Annotated in this window: 20 protein-coding genes and 1 pseudogene; 5 read left to right on the top strand and 16 right to left on the bottom strand. The window is 64.4% G+C overall.

Annotation, left to right across the window (positions count from 1 at the left end):
• From era to nagZ, 5 genes are all read left to right on the top strand, one after another.
• Positions 1-798 (top strand): GTPase Era (gene era, locus Q0C59_RS10710; protein ID WP_291215067.1); only part of this gene is annotated, 798 nt, incomplete at its 5' end.
• Positions 799-817: 19 nt separating this feature from the next.
• Entirely contained in the window at positions 818-1,633 is an 816-nt protein-coding gene (gene recO / locus Q0C59_RS10705) for a DNA repair protein RecO (protein WP_291215064.1), read from the top strand.
• Positions 1,630-2,394 (top strand): pyridoxine 5'-phosphate synthase, encoded by a 765-nt coding sequence (locus Q0C59_RS10700; protein ID WP_291215061.1) that lies wholly within the window; start codon positions 1,630-1,632, stop codon positions 2,392-2,394. Before recO ends, Q0C59_RS10700 begins: the two co-directional genes overlap by 4 nt.
• Positions 2,391-2,783, top strand: coding sequence for a holo-ACP synthase (gene acpS, locus Q0C59_RS10695; protein ID WP_291215058.1), 393 nt, complete (start codon positions 2,391-2,393; stop codon positions 2,781-2,783). Before Q0C59_RS10700 ends, acpS begins: the two co-directional genes overlap by 4 nt.
• Positions 2,784-2,811: 28 nt before the next feature.
• The gene (nagZ, locus tag Q0C59_RS10690) at positions 2,812-3,906 is read left to right on the top strand and encodes a beta-N-acetylhexosaminidase (protein ID WP_291215056.1); all 1,095 of its coding nucleotides are present in this window, start codon (positions 2,812-2,814) and stop codon (positions 3,904-3,906) included.
• Positions 3,907-3,921: 15 nt separating this feature from the next.
• Here the strand turns inward: nagZ and Q0C59_RS10685 are convergent, their stop codons facing one another.
• From Q0C59_RS10685 to Q0C59_RS10610, 16 genes and pseudogenes are all read right to left on the bottom strand, one after another.
• A complete protein-coding gene (locus Q0C59_RS10685; RefSeq protein WP_291215053.1) occupies positions 3,922-4,602 on the bottom strand; it encodes an LON peptidase substrate-binding domain-containing protein in 681 nt (226 codons plus the stop codon).
• Positions 4,599-5,477, bottom strand: coding sequence for an acetyl-CoA carboxylase, carboxyltransferase subunit beta (gene accD / locus Q0C59_RS10680; RefSeq protein WP_056271506.1), 879 nt, complete (start codon positions 5,475-5,477; stop codon positions 4,599-4,601). Before accD ends, Q0C59_RS10685 begins: the two co-directional genes overlap by 4 nt.
• A 146-nt stretch (positions 5,478-5,623) precedes the next feature.
• A complete protein-coding gene (trpA, locus tag Q0C59_RS10675) occupies positions 5,624-6,433 on the bottom strand; it encodes a tryptophan synthase subunit alpha (RefSeq protein ID WP_291215049.1) in 810 nt (269 codons plus the stop codon).
• Positions 6,430-7,713, bottom strand: coding sequence for a tryptophan synthase subunit beta (gene trpB, locus Q0C59_RS10670; RefSeq protein ID WP_291215046.1), 1,284 nt, complete (start codon positions 7,711-7,713; stop codon positions 6,430-6,432). The genes trpA and trpB overlap by 4 nt, the downstream gene beginning before the upstream one ends.
• A 43-nt stretch (positions 7,714-7,756) precedes the next feature.
• Complete coding sequence (locus tag Q0C59_RS10665) at positions 7,757-8,434, bottom strand: phosphoribosylanthranilate isomerase (protein ID WP_291215044.1); 678 nt, start codon at positions 8,432-8,434, stop codon at positions 7,757-7,759.
• Entirely contained in the window at positions 8,431-9,219 is a 789-nt protein-coding gene (truA, locus tag Q0C59_RS10660) for a tRNA pseudouridine(38-40) synthase TruA (protein WP_291215042.1), read from the bottom strand. Before truA ends, Q0C59_RS10665 begins: the two co-directional genes overlap by 4 nt.
• Before the next feature lie 64 nt (positions 9,220-9,283).
• Positions 9,284-11,956, bottom strand: coding sequence for a FimV/HubP family polar landmark protein (locus Q0C59_RS10655; protein ID WP_291215040.1), 2,673 nt, complete (start codon positions 11,954-11,956; stop codon positions 9,284-9,286).
• Positions 11,957-12,190: 234 nt separating this feature from the next.
• The gene (asd, locus tag Q0C59_RS10650; protein ID WP_291215037.1) at positions 12,191-13,318 is read right to left on the bottom strand and encodes an aspartate-semialdehyde dehydrogenase; all 1,128 of its coding nucleotides are present in this window, start codon (positions 13,316-13,318) and stop codon (positions 12,191-12,193) included.
• A 77-nt stretch (positions 13,319-13,395) separates the two neighbouring features.
• The gene (gene leuB / locus Q0C59_RS10645; RefSeq protein WP_291215034.1) at positions 13,396-14,484 is read right to left on the bottom strand and encodes a 3-isopropylmalate dehydrogenase; all 1,089 of its coding nucleotides are present in this window, start codon (positions 14,482-14,484) and stop codon (positions 13,396-13,398) included.
• Positions 14,485-14,537: 53 nt separating this feature from the next.
• Positions 14,538-15,188, bottom strand: a complete 651-nt coding sequence (gene leuD, locus Q0C59_RS10640) for a 3-isopropylmalate dehydratase small subunit (protein WP_291215032.1) — start codon at positions 15,186-15,188, stop codon at positions 14,538-14,540.
• Positions 15,185-15,316: an entericidin A/B family lipoprotein gene (locus Q0C59_RS10635; protein WP_069047120.1), complete on the bottom strand. Its 132-nt coding sequence runs from the start codon at positions 15,314-15,316 to the stop codon at positions 15,185-15,187. Before Q0C59_RS10635 ends, leuD begins: the two co-directional genes overlap by 4 nt.
• A 12-nt stretch (positions 15,317-15,328) precedes the next feature.
• On the bottom strand, positions 15,329-16,750 hold the full coding sequence (leuC, locus tag Q0C59_RS10630) for a 3-isopropylmalate dehydratase large subunit (protein ID WP_291215028.1): 1,422 nt from the start codon (positions 16,748-16,750) through the stop codon (positions 15,329-15,331).
• 126 nt (positions 16,751-16,876) lie between these two features.
• Positions 16,877-18,187 carry a citrate synthase gene (locus tag Q0C59_RS10625; protein WP_291215026.1) on the bottom strand — a complete coding sequence of 437 codons (1,311 nt, stop codon included), beginning with the start codon at positions 18,185-18,187 and terminating at the stop codon, positions 16,877-16,879.
• 25 nt (positions 18,188-18,212) lie between these two features.
• Positions 18,213-18,530 (bottom strand): succinate dehydrogenase assembly factor 2, encoded by a 318-nt coding sequence (locus Q0C59_RS10620; protein WP_291215024.1) that lies wholly within the window; start codon positions 18,528-18,530, stop codon positions 18,213-18,215.
• Positions 18,531-18,549: 19 nt separating this feature from the next.
• Positions 18,550-19,254 (bottom strand): succinate dehydrogenase iron-sulfur subunit, encoded by a 705-nt coding sequence (locus Q0C59_RS10615; protein ID WP_056271468.1) that lies wholly within the window; start codon positions 19,252-19,254, stop codon positions 18,550-18,552.
• Positions 19,255-19,278: 24 nt separating this feature from the next.
• Positions 19,279-19,770: pseudogene (locus Q0C59_RS10610) on the bottom strand (succinate dehydrogenase/fumarate reductase flavoprotein subunit); the annotation flags it as partial.

The following is a 19,770-nucleotide window of genomic DNA, read 5'->3' as shown; positions in this document are numbered from 1 at the left end:
AAGGTGAGCATCACCTCGCGCAAGGCACAAACCACGCGCCACCGCATCACCGGCATGCGCACCGTGGGCCCCACGCAGTTCATCTTTGTGGATACGCCCGGTTTTCAGACCCGCCACGGCAACGCACTGAACCGCGCGCTGAACAAGACGGTGATGGGCGCCGTGAGCGATGTGGACCTGATCCTCTTCGTGGTGGAGGCCGGTCACTTCAATCTGGCCGATGCAAAGGTGTTGTCGCTGCTGCCGGCCAACGTGCCCGTGATTCTGCTGGCCAACAAGTTTGACCTGGTGCACCGCCGCGGTGACCTGGCACCGTGGCTGCGATCCATGCAGGAGCGCCACCCATTCACCGAGTTCGTGCCCATGTCGGCCAAGACCGCCAAGGACATCGAACGCCTGTTCGGCATCTGCGAAAAATTCCTGCCCCAGCAGCCCTGGATGCACGACCCGGAAGACCTGACCGACCGCAGCGAACGCTTCATGGCCAGCGAGATGGTGCGCGAAAAACTCTTTCGCCTGACCGGCGACGAGCTGCCCTACACCTCCACCGTGATCATTGACAAGTTCGAGGAAGAGGGCGCCCTCAAGCGCATCGCCGCCACCATCGTGGTGGAGCGCGAAGGCCACAAGGGCATGGTGATCGGCGAGGGCGGTGAGAAGCTCAAACGCATCGGCACCGAGGCGCGCCAGGAGCTGGAAAAACTCTGGGACTGCAAGGTGTTCCTGGAGCTGTGGGTGAAGGTGCGCTCGGGCTGGGCCGACGACGATGCCCGCGTGCGCTCCTTCGGCTACGAGTGAGCCACCGGCTGCCTGACTCGTGGCCCTGAAACGCGTTTCCGAGGAACCCGCCTTCGTCCTGCACCGCTATGACTGGAGCGAAACCAGTTTGGTGCTGGAAGTCTTCACCCGCCACCACGGTCGCATTGCGCTGGTGGCGAAAGGGGTGAAGCGCCCCACCTCCCAGTTCCGCCCGGTGCTGCTGCCACTGCAGCCTCTGCAGGTGTCGTGGACGGGTGACGCCGAGGTGCGCACGCTCAAATCGGCACAGTGGCAGGGCGGGCACGTGATGCCCACCGGCGAAGCGCTGATCTCGGGCAGTTACCTCAACGAGTTGCTCATGCGCCTGCTGGCGCGAGACGACCCGCACGCCACTCTGTTTGACCACTTCGCCCTGGCGGTGCAATTGTTGGCCGAGAAGAGCGATGCGCAGCAAGTGATCTTGCGGGCGTTTGAACTGCTGCTGCTGCGTGACGTGGGCCTGTTGCCCGACCTCACACAGGAAGCCAACACCCTGGCGCCTCTCGACCCCGGTGGGCTGTATGTGCTCACGCCCGAGAGTGGTCTGCGTGCGGCCCACGGCGACGACGCGCATCCCCTCAGCGGGGAGCAGTGGCTGGGTCTGCAAGCTGCCATGGACGGCCCGGCTCCATTCGTCACCACGTTGCGTGCGTGCGCCAGCGCGCTGCAAGCCCTGCGCCCGCAACTGCGCCACCTGCTGCACTACCATTGCGGCGTGCGGGTGTTCAAGACGCGGCAACTCATGCTGGATGTGCAAGCGATGACGCGGCCCCGCTCCGCCGTGGCGCCGGAGCCCGGTGAACCGGCAACCCCCAACCCCGAGCCCACCCCATGAACGCGGCCACCTCTCCCTTTCTTCGCACCGCGCTCTCGGTCAACCTCAACAAGGTGGCCCTGGTGCGCAACACGCGCCACCTCGGCATTCCGTCGGTCACGCGCGCGGCCACGCTGTGCCTGCAGGCTGGGGCGCGTGGCATCACGGTGCATCCGCGTCCAGACGAGCGCCACATCCGCGCGCACGACGTGCACGACCTGGCCGAGCTCATGAAGGCCTGGCCGGACCGCGAATACAACATCGAAGGCAACCCCTTTCACAACCTCATGGACTTTGTGCGCGCCGTGCGACCGCATCAGGTCACGTTCGTGCCCGACAGCGAAGGCCAGTTCACCAGCGACCACGGCTGGAGCTTCCCCGCCGATGCCGAACGCCTGCGCCCGCTGATCGACGAGTGCCGTTCGCTGGGTGTGCGCGTGAGCCTGTTCATGGACGCGGACGCCCACCAGATGGCCGGTGCCCAAGCGGTGGGTGCCGATCGTGTGGAGCTCTACACCGAGCCCTACGCGGCTGCGTGGCACACACCGCAGCGCGCCGAGCAGCTGGAGCGTTTTCGCGCTGCGGCTCAAGCTGCGCTGGATGCGGGCCTGGGCGTGAACGCGGGACACGACCTGAACCGCGAAAACCTCACGGCGTTCTTGCGCACCGTGCCCGGTGTGAGCGAGGTTTCGATTGGTCACGCCTTGATGGCCGATGCACTGGAGCTGGGCTACGCAGCCACCATTGCCGACTACAACCGCTGCATCGCCGAGGCCGGATGATCTTCGGCATCGGCACCGATATCTGCGATATCCGCCGCATTGAGGCAACGTTCGTGCGCCAGGGCGAGCGTTTCGTTCGCAAGGTGCTGAGCGACGCCGAGTTTGCGGTCTGGCAGAAGCGCAGCGCGCGCTGGCCACAGCGCGGTTTGCGCTACCTGGCCACGCGCTTCTCTGCCAAGGAAGCCTTCTCCAAGGCCATCGGCCTGGGCATGCGCATGCCCATGACCTGGCGGCACTGCGAGATCGCCAACCTGCCCGGCGGGCAGCCGGTCATCGTGCTGCACGGTGAGTTGAAGACCTGGTTTGAAGCCCAGGGGCTGCGCGCGCATGTCACTGTGACCGATGAGACCGACTACGCGGCCAGCTTCGTGGTCGTTGAACGCGACTGACGTCGACCCATCTTTGAGCTCCGTATCCATGAACCCACACGCCCCCCTCATCATCGACGTGGCCGGCCACAGCCTCACCACAACCGACCGCCAGCGCCTTGCGCACCCCCTGGTCGGCGGTGTCATCCTCTTCGGCCGCAACTGGCACGACCGGCTGCAACTCACGCAGCTGTGCCGGCAGATCAAGGCCGTGCGGCCCGACTTGCTGATCGCGGTGGACCACGAGGGCGGCCGTGTGCAGCGCTTCCGCACCGACGGATTCACCCACCTGCCGCCCATGGCCGCGCTGGGTGCCATGGCCATGCGCCCGGCGAAGGCTGGTGAGCCCGACGGTGTGGCCACCTTGAAGGCTTGCAACGCAGCCACCGCCGCCGGCTACGTGCTGGGTGCCGAGCTGCGGGCCTGCGGCGTTGACCTGAGCTTCACACCCGTGCTCGATCTCGACTTTGGCGAAAGCTCGGTCATCGGCGACCGCTCTTTCGGCCGCGACCCGCGCATCGTCACGCTGCTCGCGCAAGCGTTGATGCACGGCTTGCTGCAAAGCGGCATGGGCAATTGCGGCAAACATTTTCCGGGTCACGGCTTCGTCAAGGCCGACTCCCACCTGGCCATTCCGGTGGACCGGCGCAGCCTCAAAGCCATCCTGGCGGAAGACGCTGCACCTTACGGCTGGCTCTCGGCCAGCCTGCAGGCGGTGATGCCGGCCCATGTGATCTACCCCAAGGTCGACCGGCGCCCCGCAGGCTTCTCTGCACGCTGGCTGCAAGACGTGTTGCGCCACCGCCTGGGCTTCACCGGCGCCATCTTCAGCGATGACCTCAGCATGGCCGCCGCCCGCCAGATCGATGGTCAGGCAGTGAGCTTCACCACCGCTGCGTTGGCCGCCCTGCAGGCGGGCTGCGACATGGTCTTGCTGTGCAACCAGTCGGTGGAAGGCGGTGGCGCGTCGATCGACGAAGCCATCAATGATTTGTCCCGGGCCTGCCTGCAGGGCGACTGGACGCCCAGCCCCGCCAGCGAAGAACGGCGGCTGGCCCTGCTGCCGCGCGCAGCGGCACGCGACTGGGAAGCGTTGATGGTGAGCGAGCGCTACATGCAGGCGCTCTCGCTGTTGCCCGGTTGAGGCCGGGCGGGGAGATCAGTTCTCCAGGCCCAGCTTGTCCAGCAGGTCTGACACCAGTTCCAACCGCAACAGCGGGTTGTCGAGTGCCATCAGGCGTTGTTTGAGTCCGGCCGGTGCAGGCAGCAGTTCCGCCCACCGGTTGGCCACCCAGCCGCTGTCGTCCCACTGGTAGGGCGGCTGCAGTGGCAACTGGTCCAGGCTGTCGGGGTCACGTTCCTGCAGGTTCTGCAGCAAGCGTTTCAGCGCATCGCGGGTATTCGCCAGATCCGGCGGCACGGCCACCACGGACTCTTGCTCGTCCAGTGTCACGTCAGCCACCCACAAGCCGTGCGGCAACTGGCTGCGGCGGGTGATGTGGAACCGTTGCAGGCCACGGCACTTGATCACCATGAGCCCGGGCTGGGGCCGCTCCAGACTCTCGATGTGCGCCAGCGTGCCCACCGCGTGAAACACCTCTTTGGCGAAGCTGTCACCCGTGGGCGGCGCCGACGGGTTGATCCGGCGCACCTCGCTGCCTTCGCTCAGGCAGACCACGCCAAACGGCGCACCCGCCTTGTGGCAGCGCCCGATCATGTCGAGGTAGCGCACTTCAAAGATGCGAAGCGGCAGCACACCGCCGGGAAACAGGACGGTCTGCAGTGGAAACAGGGGGAGCTGAGACAGCGTGAGCGCCTCGGCCGCAGCTTCGGAACTCAATCGTTGACCACCGCGTCGGCGCTCTGGCGCTGCAGCATGGCCAAGGTGTTGGCAATGGTGGCGCGCAGCTCGCGCCGGTCGGAGATGAAATCGACCGCGCCCTTGGTCTGCAGGAACTCGGCGCGTTGAAAACCTTCCGGCAGCTTCACCCGCACGGTGTTTTCAATGACGCGAGGACCGGCAAAACCAATCAGCGCCTTGGGCTCGGCGATCACCACATCGCCCAGGAAAGCGAAGCCCGCGCTCACGCCGCCCATGGTCGGGTCGGTGAGCACGCTGATGTAGGGCAGGCCCTTCTTGGCCAGGCGGGTCAGGGAGGCATTGGTCTTGGCCATCTGCATGAGCGAGAGCAGGCCTTCCTGCATGCGTGCGCCGCCAGTGGCGGTGAAGCACACGAAGGGCACCTTCTGGGCAATGGCCTCTTCGACGCCGCGCACGAAGCGCTCTCCAACCACAGAGCCCATGGAGCCGCCCATGAAGTCGAACTCGAAGCATGCCACCACCAGGCTGATGCCGTGTACGGCGCCGCCCATCACGATCAGCGCATCGGTTTCACCCGTGGTCTCCAGCGCGTCTTTCAGCCGTTCGGGGTACTTGCGGCTGTCCTTGAACTTGAGGGCATCAACCGGCAGCACTTCCTGAGCCAGTTCGTAGCGGCCTTCGGCGTCCAGAAACGCATTGAGCCTCGCGCGTGCGCCAATGCGGTGGTGGTGGCTGCAGTGCGGGCAGACGTTCTGGTTCTTCTCCAGATCGTTCTTGTAGAGCACGGCCTCGCAACTCGGGCACTTGATCCACAAACCTTCGGGCACGCTGCGGCGCTCGGTCGGGTCGGTCGGGGTGATCTTGGGGGGCAGCAGTTTTTCGAGCCAGGACATGTGTGTTCTCCGTGCGGCAGCAGAATGTTCAGAATTAGACCATGCAGGAAGGTGCAAGTGGGCCAGCCGCCGGGCCGCCCACAAGGCAGGCCCAGCCCCCTTGGGGGGCAGCGACCCGCGCAGCGGCGGAGCGTGGGGGCACCACTTTATGCGTCGAGCGCCTTGCGGATCGTGCGAATGAAGTTGGAGGCCACAGCCACCACTTTTTCATGCGGCTCGTTGTCGATCAGCTGGATGATCTTGCTGCCGATCACCACCGCATCGGCCGCGCGGCTGATGGCACGCGCGGTTTCCGCGTCGCGGATGCCGAAGCCCACACCCACGGGCACGCTCACGTGAGCGCGGATACGCGGCAGCATGGCCTCGACCTGACCCACGTCGAGCGTGCCGGCACCCGTCACGCCCTTGAGCGACACGTAGTACACGTAGCCCGTGGCCACGCGCGCCACCTGCGCCATGCGCTCGTCGGTGGAGGTGGGGGCCAGCAGGAAGATCAGGTCCATGCCGTGCTCTCGCAGGCTGGCAGCGAAGTCTTCGCACTCTTCGGGCGGGTAGTCCACGATCAGCACGCCGTCCACGCCAGCCGACGATGCGTCGCGCACGAAGGCGCCTGCGCCATGCTTCTGGTCGTAGCGCTCCACCGGGTTGGCGTAGCCCATGAGCACCACGGGCGTGGTGTCGTTGCGCTCGCGGAAGCTGCGCACCATGGCGATCACCTGGGTCAGACCGATGCCGGCGGCCAGCGCGCGGTCACCCGCCTTCTGGATCACCGGGCCGTCGGCCGACGGGTCGGAGAAGGGCACGCCGAGTTCGATCACATCGGCGCCGGCCTCGGCCATGCCGTGCATGAGATCGGGTGTGATATCGGCGTAGGGAAAGCCGGCGGTGACGAAGGGAATGAGGGCCTTGCGGTCCTGCTTCTTCAGTGCCGCAAAGGTCGCTTCGATGCGGCTCATTTTTTCACCTCGATGGTGGCCACGCCACCTTTGACCGACTGCCCGCGGCAGCTGGGTCGGCAATAGAAGTCTGCATTGGACAGGTCGGCCACGGTGCCGATGTCCTTGTCGCCCCGGCCCGAGAGGTTGACCAGGATCGACTGGTCGGGCCGCATGGTTTTGGCCAGTTTCATGGCGTAGGCCACGGCGTGGCTCGATTCAAGCGCGGGAATGATGCCTTCTGTGCGGCACAGGTAGTGGAAGGCTTCCAGCGCCTCGGCGTCGGTGATGCCCACGTACTCGGCGCGCCCGATGTCTTTCAGGAACGCATGCTCTGGACCCACGCCTGGGTAGTCGAGTCCGGCACTCACGCTGTGCGTTTCGGTCACCTGGCCGTTGTCGTCCTGCAGCACATAGGTGCGGTTGCCGTGCAGCACACCCGGGCTGCCTTTCTGCAGAGACGCAGAGTGCTTGCCGCTCTCCATGCCTTCACCGGCGGCCTCCACGCCGATCAGGCGCGTTTCTGCATGGTTGATATAGGGGTAGAAGATGCCCATGGCGTTGCTGCCGCCACCGACGCAGGCGATCACCGCGTCGGGTTGCTCGTTCTTGCAGCCGGCGGCCAGCAGCATCTCGGGCATCTGCACCAGGCACTCTTCGCCGATCACGCTCTGGAAATCCCGCACCATCATCGGGTAGGGGTGCGGACCGGCCACGGTACCGATGATGTAGAAAGTGTTGTCCACGTTGGCGACCCAGTCGCGCATCGCCTCGTTGAGTGCGTCCTTGAGCGTGCGGCTGCCCGATTCGACCGGCACCACCGTGGCGCCCAGCAGCTTCATGCGGTAGACGTTGGGGCTCTGGCGCTTCACGTCTTCGCTGCCCATGTACACCACGCATTCCAGACCGTAGCGCGCGCAGATGGTCGCGGTGGCCACACCGTGCTGGCCGGCGCCGGTCTCGGCAATGATGCGCGGCTTGCCCATGCGCCTGGCCAACATGGCCTGGCCGATGGTGTTGTTGATCTTGTGCGCACCGGTGTGGTTGAGGTCTTCGCGTTTCAGGAAGATCTGCGCGCCACCGGTCTCGCGGCTCATGCGGGCTGCGTGGTAGATCGGGCTGGGCCGGCCCACGAAGTGGGCGAGCTCGCTCTTGAATTCGGCAAGGAACTCGGGGTCGTGCTGGTACTTCGCGTACGCGGCCTTGAGTTCGTTGATGGCGTGGGTGAGCGTTTCGCTCACGAAGCTGCCGCCGTAAATGCCGAAGTGGCCGCGGGCGTCGGGTTGCTGGTAGGTCTGCATGGGGTGGTCTCGTTTCGGTTGCCCAACCCCGGATCGGGGACGATCAGGGCAGGCGGGAAAGGTGTTCGTCGGCTGCACGAACGGCAGCGACGAAGGCGTTCATGAGGTCCGGGCTCTTGATGCCCTTGGACACCTCGACGCCGGAACTCACGTCAACGGCCCAGGGCCGCACGCACGTGATGCCATCGATCACGTTTGCAGGCGTGAGTCCACCAGACAAAACGAGGCGAGAGCTGGCGTTTAGAAGCGGATGTGACCAAGGGAATGCTGTCCAGTCGAAGGATTGACCCCCACCACCGAAGCCTTCGACGTGCGCGTCGAGCAGGATGGCTTGGGCTGCCGAGAAGTCAGACGCGTATTTTAGGAGATCGAAGCCTTGCCCGGCGGAACCTGTGGGTATGCGTGCGGCGCGCATGAACGGACGGCCAGCGGTCAGACAGTCGGCGGGCGATTCGTCGCCGTGAAACTGGAGCAGGGCATTGGGCACGGTTTCGCAAGCACGCTGAATGTGCTCGGGGCTCGCGTTGACGAAGAGCAGCACCGGTGTCACGAATGCCGGCAGGCGGCTCGCCAGTTCTCCGGCGCGTTCAGGTGTGACGTGGCGCGGGCTTTTGTCGTACAGCACAAAGCCCACGGCATCCGCTCCCGCGCGGGCGGCCGCGTCCACATCAGCCTCGCGCGTGAGGCCGCAGATCTTGATGCGGGTTCTGTGAACGTTCATGGCAACCAGTCAAATGCCGGGGTGCGCTCAGGCAGCCCCAAGGCTGGATCGTAGACCGGCCCCAGGAAGTACAGACCATCAGGGGAAAAGGTGGGCGCAGCCACGTCGCGGCTGCGGGCCAACAGCACCTCGGTCATCCATTCGGGAGGGCGGCTGCCGATGCCGATGGCGATCAGGCAGCCCATGATGTTGCGGATCATGTGGTGCAGGAATGCCGAGGCTTCGAACTCGAAGCGCCAATAGGCGCCGCGCCGCGTGACCTCGGCGCGCATCAGGTGTTTGACGGGTGAGTGGGCCTGGCATTGCGCGGCGCGGAACGACGAGAAATCATGTTCGCCCACCAGCATCTGCGCGGCCAGCACCATGGGCTCCAGCGCCAGCGGCCGGAACACCCAACCCACCTGACCGGCGTCCACGCTCGGGCGCACGGGCGATTCGAGCAGCACGTAGGCATAGCGCCGCGAACGTGCGCTGCCGCGCGCGTGAAAGCTGCTGTCGACCTCGCGTGCCCACTGGATGGCGATGTCGGACGGCAGGAACGCGTTGGTGCCTCTGACCCAGGCGTTTTCATCGCGCTGCAGCGGGGTGTCGAAGTGCACCACTTGCATGAGACCGTGCACGCCGGAGTCGGTGCGGCCAGCGCACAGGGTCTTGATCGGATCGGTGGCGCCGAAGCGGGTGAGGGCCTGCTCCAGCTTGTCCTGCACGGTTTGGCCACCCAGCTGGCTCTGCCAGCCTTCATAGGCCCGGCCGTTGTAGCTCACACCCAAAGCGATGCGGGTCACGTCAGCCACCGGGATTCACAAGAGCAGATGCCGGGCAGGCCGGCAGACCAGCCTTGACGGCGTCTCAAGCCAGATCGGCCAGGAAGGTGCCCGCCTTGGTCTTGAGGGAACCGGAGGCTTCGGCCAGCACTTCTTCTGCCAGCGAGCGGGCGCCTTCGAAGTCACCGATCGCGCGGAATTCCTCGGCCAGGGACAATTTGGTTTCGAGCGGGTTTTCCTGTCCGGATGCGTCGCTGGACGTCATGTCGATCTCCGCGGGTGCGTCCAGGTCAAGGTTGAGGTTGTCCAGATCGAATTCCATCGCGGAAGGAGCTGCGGCTGCGGCAAGCGGGTTCGCCGGGGCTTCGGCGGGCAGGTCCATGTCCAGGTCGAAGTCCGGCGCCTCTTCGCTCAAATCGAAAGTGGGCGCCTCCGGCGCTGCGGGCAAAGGCGTGGCTGGCTCAGCCACAACCGGGGCCTGCAAGTTTGCCGGTTGCGACGGGAAGTCCAGATCAAAGTCCATGGACATGGAGGGCGGGCCCGAGCTCTCGGCGGCCTGGCTGGTGAGTGCGTCGGTGATCTGGAGATCACCCATGTCCGACAAGACCGAATCCGGCGGTGTCGAGGCAGACGCTGGCGCTGGTGCGATGTCTTGGTCTGTCCCGGTATCGTCGAGCGAAAAATCCAGGTCGAGGTCGAGATCGCCCATGCCCGATGCCGGGCTACCCGAAGGACCCGACATGGTGCTGCTCACAAACGGCATGGTGTTGGCACCAGCTGCCGCAAAGTTCTCGACAGCACCGGCCTTGGTCACCGGTTTGCCGCCGGGTTGGTACAGCGGGTTGGTCGGATCGAGCTCCTTGCCCAGTTCGCAGGCGCGTTCCCATTCGGTACCTTGACCCTGGGTCAGGCCAAAGGCTTCGGTGGCCACGACTTCAAAGGCCCTGGCATCGCGGCGCTTGGCGTAGATCTCCAGCAGCTTGTTGTGAATGGCCACACGCGTTGGCGTGCTGCGCATGGCTTCCTTGAGAATCTCCTCCGCCTGCAGGTCACGCCCATAGGCGAGGTATACGTCGGCCTCGGCCACAGGGTCGACATCTCCAGCCGCATCCAGCTGGCTGGGGGAATAAACCATGGAGGAACCCGACGCTGCGGACTCCGCGGTGTCGATGCGCTGTCCGCCGCTGGAGCCAAAGAACGAGTCGGGCTGCAGGCGGCTTTCAAGGAAGGAGCTGTCGACACTGGCGCCGCTCTTGCGCTGCCGCATGCGGTAGATGCCCAAACCAGCCAGCAGAGCCAGTAAACCGCCGGCCAGGGGCAACACCAGGGGATTGTCACGCAACTGGTCGATGAAGGAGGGCTCGTCGGGCAGTGGAACGGGGACGGGTGCCGCGACCTGGGGGGCCGGCGTGATGGCGGGTGCGGGTTCGGCCGCAGCTGGCGGTGCTTCGGGAGCAGCGGCCGCAGGGGATTCGGCAGGCGTCGCGGCGGGGGCGGTTGCCGGAGGCGTGGTGCTGTCTGCCGGCACGGCGGCAGCGTCTGGCGCTGCCGGTGCCGCCACTGGTGGAGCCGGCGCAGCCGCCGCCGGGGCTGCGGGAGCGGGCGTTGCGGGAGTCGGCGTGCCCAGTTTTGCCAGCTCGTCGATATTGCGCGAGAGCTCTGCCACGCGGGTCGACGCTTCTTGCGCTTGCCGCTCCTTGGCAATCTGTTCTTCTCGGGCGGCTTGTGCGGGCGTTGCGCCCTTGGACAGCGTCAGCTTGTCGGCCGCCGGCGCTGCAGGCGCGGCGTCTTTCACTTCGGCCTGCACCTGGCCGGCGGCCTGGCGGTCGGCCGTGCCCACGTCGGCTTCCGGTGCTGCGCCTGCGAGGCGTCTGCGGAAATCATTGAAATCGCGGCTTTGGGCGGCGATGGTCTGGCGCGCTTCGCCTGCGTTGACCGCTCCGGCTTGCTCCGCGGTGGGCAGGTCGATCACGGCACCCGCCTTGACGCGGTTGACGTTGCCTCCGATGAACGCGTTGGGACTGGAGCGCAGCATGGCGACCAGCATCTGGTCCAGTGACACGTTGGCAGGGCGGTTGGCTGCGGCGATGCGGCCAGCGGTGTCTCCGGCCTGCACACGCAATTGGCCACCACCCGCCGGTGACGCCGGCGCTGGTGCTGCGACACGCTCGGGCGGGGCAACGGGTGCGGCGGGCGGCGTGATGACAGCGGGAGCTGGCGAAGGCGCAGCTTGTGCCACGGGTGGCAATGGCGCACTCGGCAGCACAGGTTGGGCCCGGGTGGCCGGGGGCGCGCTCACCCCCGGGGCAATCGGCACTGGCCTGGGCGCAGGGCGCAGGTTGGGCGGATCAAACAACAGCGTGTAATCGCGAACAATGCGACCGGACGCCCAATTGGCTTCGACGATCAGGTCCACAAAGGGCTCATTGACCGGGCGAGGGCTGGTGAGCCGGAGAAACGAACGACCGTCGGCGCGGCGTTGCAAAGAAATTTGCAGACCTGAGAGGGCCGCGTTGATTTCCATACCCGATGCACGGAACGTTTCAGGCGAGGCCAGGGAGACACGCAGGCTGGCAGCCTCTTCGGCGTTGATGTCCGGAACGTCGATTTCGGCCCGCAACGGCTCCCCCAGCGCGGACTGAACGACCACGCGACCCAAGGCCAAAGCCTGGGCGGCGCCGTGGTGCGTGAGCGCTGCACACAGCAAGGCGGCTGCAGCAATGGCTTGCAAGCCACCAAACCCGGTGATTTGTCGCACCTGGCTCGCCGATTGAATGGGGGTATGGCGGGGTTTGAATGGCACTTGGACCTCGAAGGAAAAAACCTAATTTTGACCTTAACATCAACGGATTACGGTGACAAGCTGAGAATCCGCTTGAGTTTCCCAGCCCACCGTTTGTCGTGTTGGGCCCTCGAATTTACGTTGCTGACTTGCAACGAACCTTTTCAGCTGTTTCCAAGCCCCACCTTCATCGCACCCACCCGGCCGCGCTCAGGCGTCCAGCAGAATGCGCAACATGCGGCGCAGCGGTTCCGCCGCGCCCCACAGCAACTGGTCACCAATGGTGAAAGCGCCCAGGTACTCTGGGCCCATGGCCAGTTTGCGGATGCGCCCCACCGGGATGGTCATGGTGCCGGTCACCGCCACCGGCGTCAGATCCTGGATCGTCGCTTCTCGGGTGTTCGGCACGACTTTGACCCAGGCGTTGTCGGCGGCGATCATGGCTTCGATGTCGGCCAGCGGCACATCCTTGCGCAGCTTGAAGGTCAAGGCTTGGCTGTGGCAGCGCATCGCACCCACGCGCACGCAGAAACCGTCCACCGGAACGGCCGGCGCGCTGAAGCCTTCACCCATGCCGAGGATCTTGTTCGTCTCCGCCATTCCCTTCCACTCTTCCTTGGACATGCCATTGCCGAGGTCCTTGTCGATCCAGGGAATGAGCGAGCCGCCCAGCGGGACACCGAAGTTGGCGGTCTCTGCGCCGGTGAGCGAACGCTGCTTGGCAATCACCTTGCGATCAATTTCCAGGATCGCGCTCTTGGGGTCGTCCAGCAGCGATTTGACTTCGGCATTCAGCGTGCCGTACTGCGTCAGTAGTTCGCGCATGTGCTGTGCGCCACCGCCAGACGCTGCCTGGTAGGTTTGCGTGCTCATCCATTCCACCAGGCCGGCTTTGTAAAGCGCGCCCACGCCCATGAGCATGCAGCTCACAGTGCAGTTGCCGCCGACCCAGTTCTTGCCGCCATTGCCCAGAGCGGTCTTGATCACGGGCAGGTTGACCGGGTCGAGGATGATGACGGCCTCTTTGTCCATGCGCAGGGTGGAGGCCGCGTCGATCCAGTGACCGTTCCAGCCGGCGGCGCGCAACTTGGGGAACACCTCGCTGGTGTAGTCACCGCCCTGGGCCGTGATGATGATGTCGCAGCGCTTGAGGGCGGCGATGTCGTGCGCGTCCTGCAGCGTGGTTTCGTTCTTCGCCATGGCCGGGGCTTTGCCGCCCGCGTTGGAGGTGGAGAAGAACAGCGGTTCGATCAGGTCGAAGTCGCTTTCCGCGACCATGCGGTCCATCAGCACGGAACCGACCATGCCGCGCCAGCCTACGAGTCCTACGAGTTTCATGTCAACGCCCTTCAGTTAATAAACCGGTTTTCCCCGGCTCGTCGTGCCGGGGAGGGGCGTGACGAACCGGAGCTGGATCAGCCCTTGGTAATGGTCTTGGTGATGGCCGCCACGACCGCATCACCCATCTCGCGGGTGCCGACTTTCGTGGTGCCTTCCGACCAGATGTCGGTCGTGCGCAAACCAGACGCGAGCACGCTGCTGACCGCAGTTTCAATGCGGGCGGCAGCGTCGGGCTGGTTGAGTGAGAAGCGGAGCATCATGGCAGCGGACAGTATTGTAGCCAGCGGATTGGCAATGCCCTGGCCTGCGATGTCGGGTGCGCTGCCGTGGCTGGGTTCGTACAGCCCCTGGTTCTTGGTGTTGAGCGAGGCCGATGGCAGCATGCCGATGGAGCCGGTGAGCATGGATGCTTCATCGGACAGGATGTCGCCGAACATGTTGCCGGTGACGACCACATCGAACTTCTTGGGCGCACGCACCAACTGCATGGCCGCGTTGTCCACGTACATGTGCTCCAGCTCCACATCGGGGTACTCGGCATGCACTTCGGTCACCACGTCTTTCCAGAACTGGAAAGTCTCCAGCACGTTGGCTTTGTCGACGCTGGTGACCTTCTTGTTGCGCTTGCGGGCCGCCTGGAAGGCCACGTGCGCGATGCGCACGATCTCCGGCTTGCTGTAGCGCATGGTGTCAAACGCCTCCTCGGCACCGGGAAAGTGGCCGTCGGTGGCCACGCGGCGTCCGCGCGGTTGACCAAAGTAGATGTCACCGGTGAGCTCGCGAATGATGAGGATGTCCAGGCCAGAGATGATCTCGGGCTTCAGGCTGGAGGCGCCGACAAGTTCGGGATAGCAGATGGCCGGGCGGAAATTGGCGAACAGACCCATGTGTTTGCGCAGACCCAGGATGGCCTGCTCGGGGCGCATTGGCCGGTCGAGCTTGTCGTATTTCCAGTCGCCGACGGCGCCGAACAACACGGCATCCGAATCCATCGCCAGCTTCAAGGTGGCCTCGGGCAGCGGGTGACCATGGGCTTCGTAAGCCGCGCCACCAACCAGGGCCGATTCCATTTCGAACGGAAGGTCGAGCACGTCAAGGACCTTGACGGCTTCAGCGACGATTTCGGTGCCGATGCCATCACCGGGAAGAACTGCGATTTTCATGGGGTTTGAATGGTTCACCCCGGCGCGGGTCCGGGGTGTTGTCTCTCGTTGGTTCAGACCGGCATCGTGTGGTGAAGCCAGGGCTTGGTGGCCAGGCGTTCGGCCTCGAAGGCGGCGATCTTGTCCTTGTAGCGAAGCGTCAGGCCAATGTCGTCCAGGCCATTGATCAGGCAGAACTTGCGAAACGCCTGCACCTCGAACGGCAACTCTTCGCCCTGCGGCTTCACGATCACCTGGCGCTCCAGGTCGATGGTGAGTTGGTAGCCTGGGAACGCCGCCACTTCGTCGAACAACTGCGCGACCTGGGCTTCAGACAACTGAATCGGCAGCAGCCCGTTCTTGAAGCAGTTGTTGAAGAAGATGTCGGCGTAGCTGGGCGCGATGAGTGCACGAAATCCGTACTGGTCGATGGCCCAGGGCGCGTGCTCGCGGCTGGAGCCGCAACCGAAGTTCTTCCGCGCCAGCAACACCGACGCACCAGCGTAGCGCGGCTGGTTGAGCACGAAGTCCGGGTTGGCCTTGCGACTGGCTGGATCCTGTCCTGGCTCGCCCTTGTCGAGGTAGCGCCATTCGTCAAACAGGTTTTCACCAAAACCGGTCTTGCGGATCGACTTCAGGAATTGTTTGGGAATGATCGCGTCGGTGTCGACGTTTTCCCGGTCCATCGGGGCCACGAGGCCCTTGTGCACGGTGAACTTGTTCATTTTTTCTTGGCCGCGTCTTCCAGCACCTGCCCGCCCTTCTGGATGTCCTGGCCAACGCCCTGAACGGTGTTGCAGCCAGCCAGGGCCAGCACAAAAGCAGCAGCGAGGAGGGTAGCGATCGATTTCATGAAGTTTTCCTTTCAGGCAAATTGACGGACATCAACAAAGTGACCATGCACAGCCGCAGCGGCCGCCATGGCGGGAGAAACCAGGTGCGTGCGGCCGCCATTGCCCTGGCGGCCCTCAAAGTTTCGGTTGCTGGTGGAGGCGCAGCGCTCGCCCGGCTCCAGCCGATCGGCGTTCATGGCCAGGCACATCGAGCACCCAGGCTCTCGCCATTCGAAGCCAGCGGCCTTGAAAATGTCGTGCAGGCCTTCGCGCTCGGCCTGGGCTTTCACCAGACCCGAGCCGGGCACCACCATGGCCAGCTTCACGTTCTTGGCCACTTTCTGGCCGAGCTTTTTCACGATGGCGGCGGCTTCGCGCATGTCTTCGATGCGGCTGTTGGTGCACGAGCCGATGAAGACCTTGTCGACAAAGATGTCGTCGAGCGCCTTGCCGGGTTGCAGGCCCATGTAGGTCAGGGCGCGTTCGATGGCGCCGCGCTTGTTGGCGTCCTTTTCGCGGTCGGGGTCGGGCACGTGGCCGTCGATACCGAGCACCATTTCGGGCGAAGTACCCCAAGTCACCTGCGGCACGATCTGGCTCGCGTCCAGGTCGACCACGGCGTCGAACGTAGCGTCTGCGTCGGACTGCAGCGTTTTCCAGTAGGCAGCCGCGTGGTCCCACTCCACGCCGGTGGGCGAGAGCGGGCGCCCTTTGACGTACTCGATCGTCTTCTCGTCCACCGCCACCAGGCCGGCGCGTGCGCCACCTTCAATGGCCATGTTGCACACCGTCATGCGGCCTTCGATGCTGAGTGCGCGAATGGCCGAGCCACCAAATTCAATGGTGTAGCCAGTGCCGCCGGCGGTGCCGATCTTGCCAATGATGGCAAGAACGATGTCCTTGGCGGTGCATCCTTTTGCGAGTTGTCCGTCAACACGCACCAGCATGTTCTTTGCCTTCTTGGCCAGCAGCGTCTGCGTGGCCAGCACGTGTTCGACTTCGCTGGTGCCGATGCCGTGCGCGAGTGCGCCGAATGCACCATGCGTGGAAGTGTGGCTGTCACCGCAGACCACCGTCATGCCGGGCAGGGTGGCGCCGTTCTCAGGGCCGATCACGTGCACGATGCCCTGGCGCTTGGACATGAAGGGAAAGAATGCCGCCGCACCGAACTCGGCGATGTTGCTGTTGAGCGTGGTGATCTGCTCTTTGCTGATCGGATCGGTGATGCCGTCGTAGCCCAGTTCCCAGCCGGTGGTGGGCGTGTTGTGGTCGGCCGTGGCCACCACCGAGCTCACACGCCAGACCTTGCGGCCAGCCTGGCGCAGGCCTTCATACGCCTGCGGGCTGGTGACTTCATGCACCAGGTGACGGTCGATGTAGAGCACGGAGGTGCCGTCGTCTTCGGTGTGGACGACGTGTTCGTCCCAGATCTTGTCGTAGAGCGTTCGTCCCATGGCGGTTCCGTTGGTGATCGCTGGCGGCGATTCTGAAAGCTGGAGAGCCTTTCATTTTAAGGGCTCCTAATGACAAACGCCCGCCGCACCAAAGGTGCGGCGGGCGCTGCGTTCAACGCAATCGGATCAGCGGGTTTCCAGTGGTTTGATGTCGCGGCGTGGCGAGCCGGTGAACAGCTGGCGCGGACGGCCGATCTTGTATTCGGGGTCGCCGATCATCTCGTTGAGCTGGGCAATCCAGCCGACCGTGCGGGCCAGCGCGAAGATGCCGGTGAACAGGTTTACCGGGATACCGATGGCGCGCTGCACGATGCCGGAGTAGAAGTCCACGTTGGGGTAGAGCTTGCGCGAGACGAAGTACTCGTCTTCCAGCGCGATTTTCTCCAGCTCCTTGGCGAGCTTGAACAAGGGGTCGTTTTCCAGGCCGAGTTCCTGCAGCACTTCGTTGCAGGTTTCCTGCATGAGCTTGGCGCGCGGGTCGTAGTTCTTGTAGACGCGATGACCGAAGCCCATGAGCTTGACACCGGAGTTCTTGTCCTTGACCTTCTCCATGAACTCGCCGACCTTGGATACACCACCTTGACGCTGAATGTCTTCCAGCATGTTCAGGCAGGCTTCGTTGGCGCCGCCGTGGGCCGGGCCCCACAGGCAGGCCACGCCGGCGGCAATGGCCGCGAAGGGATTGGTGCCCGACGAGCCGCAAAGGCGCACGGTGGAGGTGGATGCGTTCTGCTCGTGGTCGGCGTGCAGGATGAAGATGCGGTCGAGCGCACGCTCGAGCACCGGGTTGACCACGTACTCTTCGCAGGGTGTACCGAACATCATGCGCAGGAAGTTGCCCGAGTAGCTCAGGTCGTTCTTCGGGTACATGTAGGGCTGTCCGATGCCGTACTTGTACGACATGGCCACCAGCGTGGGCATCTTGGCGATCAGGCGGATGGCCGCGATTTCGCGGTGCTTGGGGTTCGTTATGTCGGTGCTGTCGTGGTAGAAGGCCGACAGACCACCGACCAGGCCGGTGAGCACGGCCATTGGGTGGGCGTCACGGCGGAAACCACGCAGGAAAAACTGCATCTGCTCGTTCACCATGGTGTGGTTGATCACGAGCTTGTGGAAGGCCTGGCGCTCCGATTCGTTGGGCAGTTCGCCCTTGAGCAGCAGGTGGCAGGTGTCTAGGTAGTCGCATTGCGTGGCGAGCTGCTCGATCGGATAACCGCGGTACAGCAACTCACCTTTGTCGCCGTCGATGTAGGTGATGGCCGATTGGCAGGACGCCGTGGACAAAAAGCCCGGGTCATAAGTGAACATGCCGGTCTGTGCGTACAGCTTGCGGATGTCGATCACGTCCGGACCGACGCTGCCGGCATACACGGGCAGGTCCACGCTGGGGCTGCCATTGGAAAACGACAGGGTGGCTTTGTTGTCAACGAGTTTCATGCGGTTTCCTTCTTGTGGGAATGGCTTAAGCGGATTGCCGGGTTGCACGGAGCATCCCCAGCACACGGGTGACATCGTCACGGGCCAGATCGTCCTGGGGAGCCTTGCGGCCGAGCAACAAATCGAGCAGATCGTTGTCGGCGAGGTCCATCAGAAGCCCCAGGGCATCGGCTTGACGAACCGTCAAGCCAGATTCGTACCGAGCAAAAAATCGCTCGATGAAAAGGTCGTTTTCCAGCAGGCCACGCCGGCAACGCCACCGCAGCTTGCTCAGGGCACGCTCGTCCAGCAACGCGTCCAGCGCTGCATCGGCGGGTTGGTCGGGGTGGGTCGCGGTGCTCATGCCTGTGGAGTGCATGCACTCAAACAGAGCGCATCACCATCATTTCCTTGATCTTGCCGATGGCCTTGGTGGGGTTCAGGCCCTTGGGGCAGACGTCCACGCAATTCATGATGGTGTGGCAGCGGAACAGGCGGTAGGGGTCTTCGAGGTTGTCCAGACGCTCGGCCGTGCCCTGGTCGCGGCTGTCGGCGATGAAACGGTAGGCCTGCAGCAGGCCAGCAGGACCCACGAACTTGTCGGGGTTCCACCAGAAACTGGGGCAGCTGGTGGAGCAGCTGGCGCAGAGGATGCACTCGTACAGGCCATTGAGCTCGTCGCGCTCTTCGGGGCTCTGCAGGCGTTCCTTTTCAGGCGGCACCGTGTCGTTGATCAGGTAGGGCTTGATGCTGTTGTACTGCTTGAAGAACAGCGTCATGTCCACGATCAGGTCGCGCACCACGGGCAGGCCAGGCAGGGGCTTGAGCGTGATCACGCCGGGCAGCGTGTTCATGTTGGTCAGGCAGGCCAGACCGTTCTTGCCGTTGATGTTCATGGCGTCCGAGCCGCACACGCCTTCGCGGCAGGAGCGGCGGAACGAGATGGAGGGATCCACCGCCTTGAGCTTCATCAGCGCGTCGAGCAGCATGCGCTCGTGGCCGTCGAGTTCCACCTCGATGGTCTGCATGTACGGCTTGGCGTCTTTCTCGGGGTCGTAGCGGTAGATCTTGAATGTGCGTTTGGCCATGTGGGTGCTCCGGTGCGTGGGTGCTTAGAAGGTGCGAACTTTGGGCGGGACGGACTCGACCGTCAGCGGCTTGAGGTTCACGGCCTTGTAGGTCAGGCTGTTGTCGGCGCTGTGCCAGAGCGTGTGCTTCATCCACTCGGCGTCGTTGCGGCCCAGCGGGAACTGCGCGTCGTCAGCGGGACGCTCGTAGTCGTTGACCGTGTGCGCGCCGCGGCACTCGTGGCGGGCAGCTGCCGAGGTCATGGTGGCTTGGGCGCACTCGATCAGGTTCTCCACTTCCAGCGCTTCGATACGCGCGGTGTTGAAGACCTTGGACTTGTCTTTGAGTGCAATGTTGTTCACACGGGCGCGCATGGCGTTGATCTTGGCAACACCTTCGTCCATGCTGGCCTGGGTACGGAACACGCCGGCGTGCTGCTGCATGGTCGCACGCAGGTCGTTGGCCACATCTTGTGCGTACTCGCCGCCGGTGGTGTTGTCCAGTCGGGCCAGGCGCGCCAGGGTCTTGTCGGCGGC

This window comes from Hydrogenophaga sp., from assembly GCF_022844385.1.
GTDB lineage: Bacteria > Pseudomonadota > Gammaproteobacteria > Burkholderiales > Burkholderiaceae_C > Hydrogenophaga.
Note: the sequence above shows the minus strand (reverse complement) of the source record. Positions and strands in the feature narration are given on the sequence as shown.

Excerpts from the sequence above, each read along its gene's own strand:
- nagZ (WP_291215056.1), top strand. The coding sequence starts at position 2,812 with ATGAACCCACACGCCCCCCTCATCATCGACGTGGCCGGCCACAGCCTC.
- leuD (WP_291215032.1), bottom strand. The coding sequence starts at position 15,188 with ATGAACAAGTTCACCGTGCACAAGGGCCTCGTGGCCCCGATGGACCGG.
- Q0C59_RS10635 (WP_069047120.1), bottom strand. The coding sequence starts at position 15,316 with ATGAAATCGATCGCTACCCTCCTCGCTGCTGCTTTTGTGCTGGCCCTG.
- Q0C59_RS10620 (WP_291215024.1), bottom strand. The coding sequence starts at position 18,530 with ATGAGCACCGCGACCCACCCCGACCAACCCGCCGATGCAGCGCTGGAC.
- Q0C59_RS10625 (WP_291215026.1), bottom strand. The coding sequence starts at position 18,187 with ATGAAACTCGTTGACAACAAAGCCACCCTGTCGTTTTCCAATGGCAGC.
- asd (WP_291215037.1), bottom strand. The coding sequence starts at position 13,318 with ATGAAACTCGTAGGACTCGTAGGCTGGCGCGGCATGGTCGGTTCCGTG.
- leuB (WP_291215034.1), bottom strand. The coding sequence starts at position 14,484 with ATGAAAATCGCAGTTCTTCCCGGTGATGGCATCGGCACCGAAATCGTC.
- Q0C59_RS10615 (WP_056271468.1), bottom strand. The coding sequence starts at position 19,254 with ATGGCCAAACGCACATTCAAGATCTACCGCTACGACCCCGAGAAAGAC.
- Q0C59_RS10700 (WP_291215061.1), top strand. The coding sequence starts at position 1,630 with ATGAACGCGGCCACCTCTCCCTTTCTTCGCACCGCGCTCTCGGTCAAC.
- trpA (WP_291215049.1), bottom strand. The coding sequence starts at position 6,433 with ATGAGCCGCATCGAAGCGACCTTTGCGGCACTGAAGAAGCAGGACCGC.
- acpS (WP_291215058.1), top strand. The coding sequence starts at position 2,391 with ATGATCTTCGGCATCGGCACCGATATCTGCGATATCCGCCGCATTGAG.
- Q0C59_RS10665 (WP_291215044.1), bottom strand. The coding sequence starts at position 8,434 with ATGAACGTTCACAGAACCCGCATCAAGATCTGCGGCCTCACGCGCGAG.
- leuC (WP_291215028.1), bottom strand. The coding sequence starts at position 16,750 with ATGGGACGAACGCTCTACGACAAGATCTGGGACGAACACGTCGTCCAC.
- accD (WP_056271506.1), bottom strand. The coding sequence starts at position 5,477 with ATGTCCTGGCTCGAAAAACTGCTGCCCCCCAAGATCACCCCGACCGAC.
- trpB (WP_291215046.1), bottom strand. The coding sequence starts at position 7,713 with ATGCAGACCTACCAGCAACCCGACGCCCGCGGCCACTTCGGCATTTAC.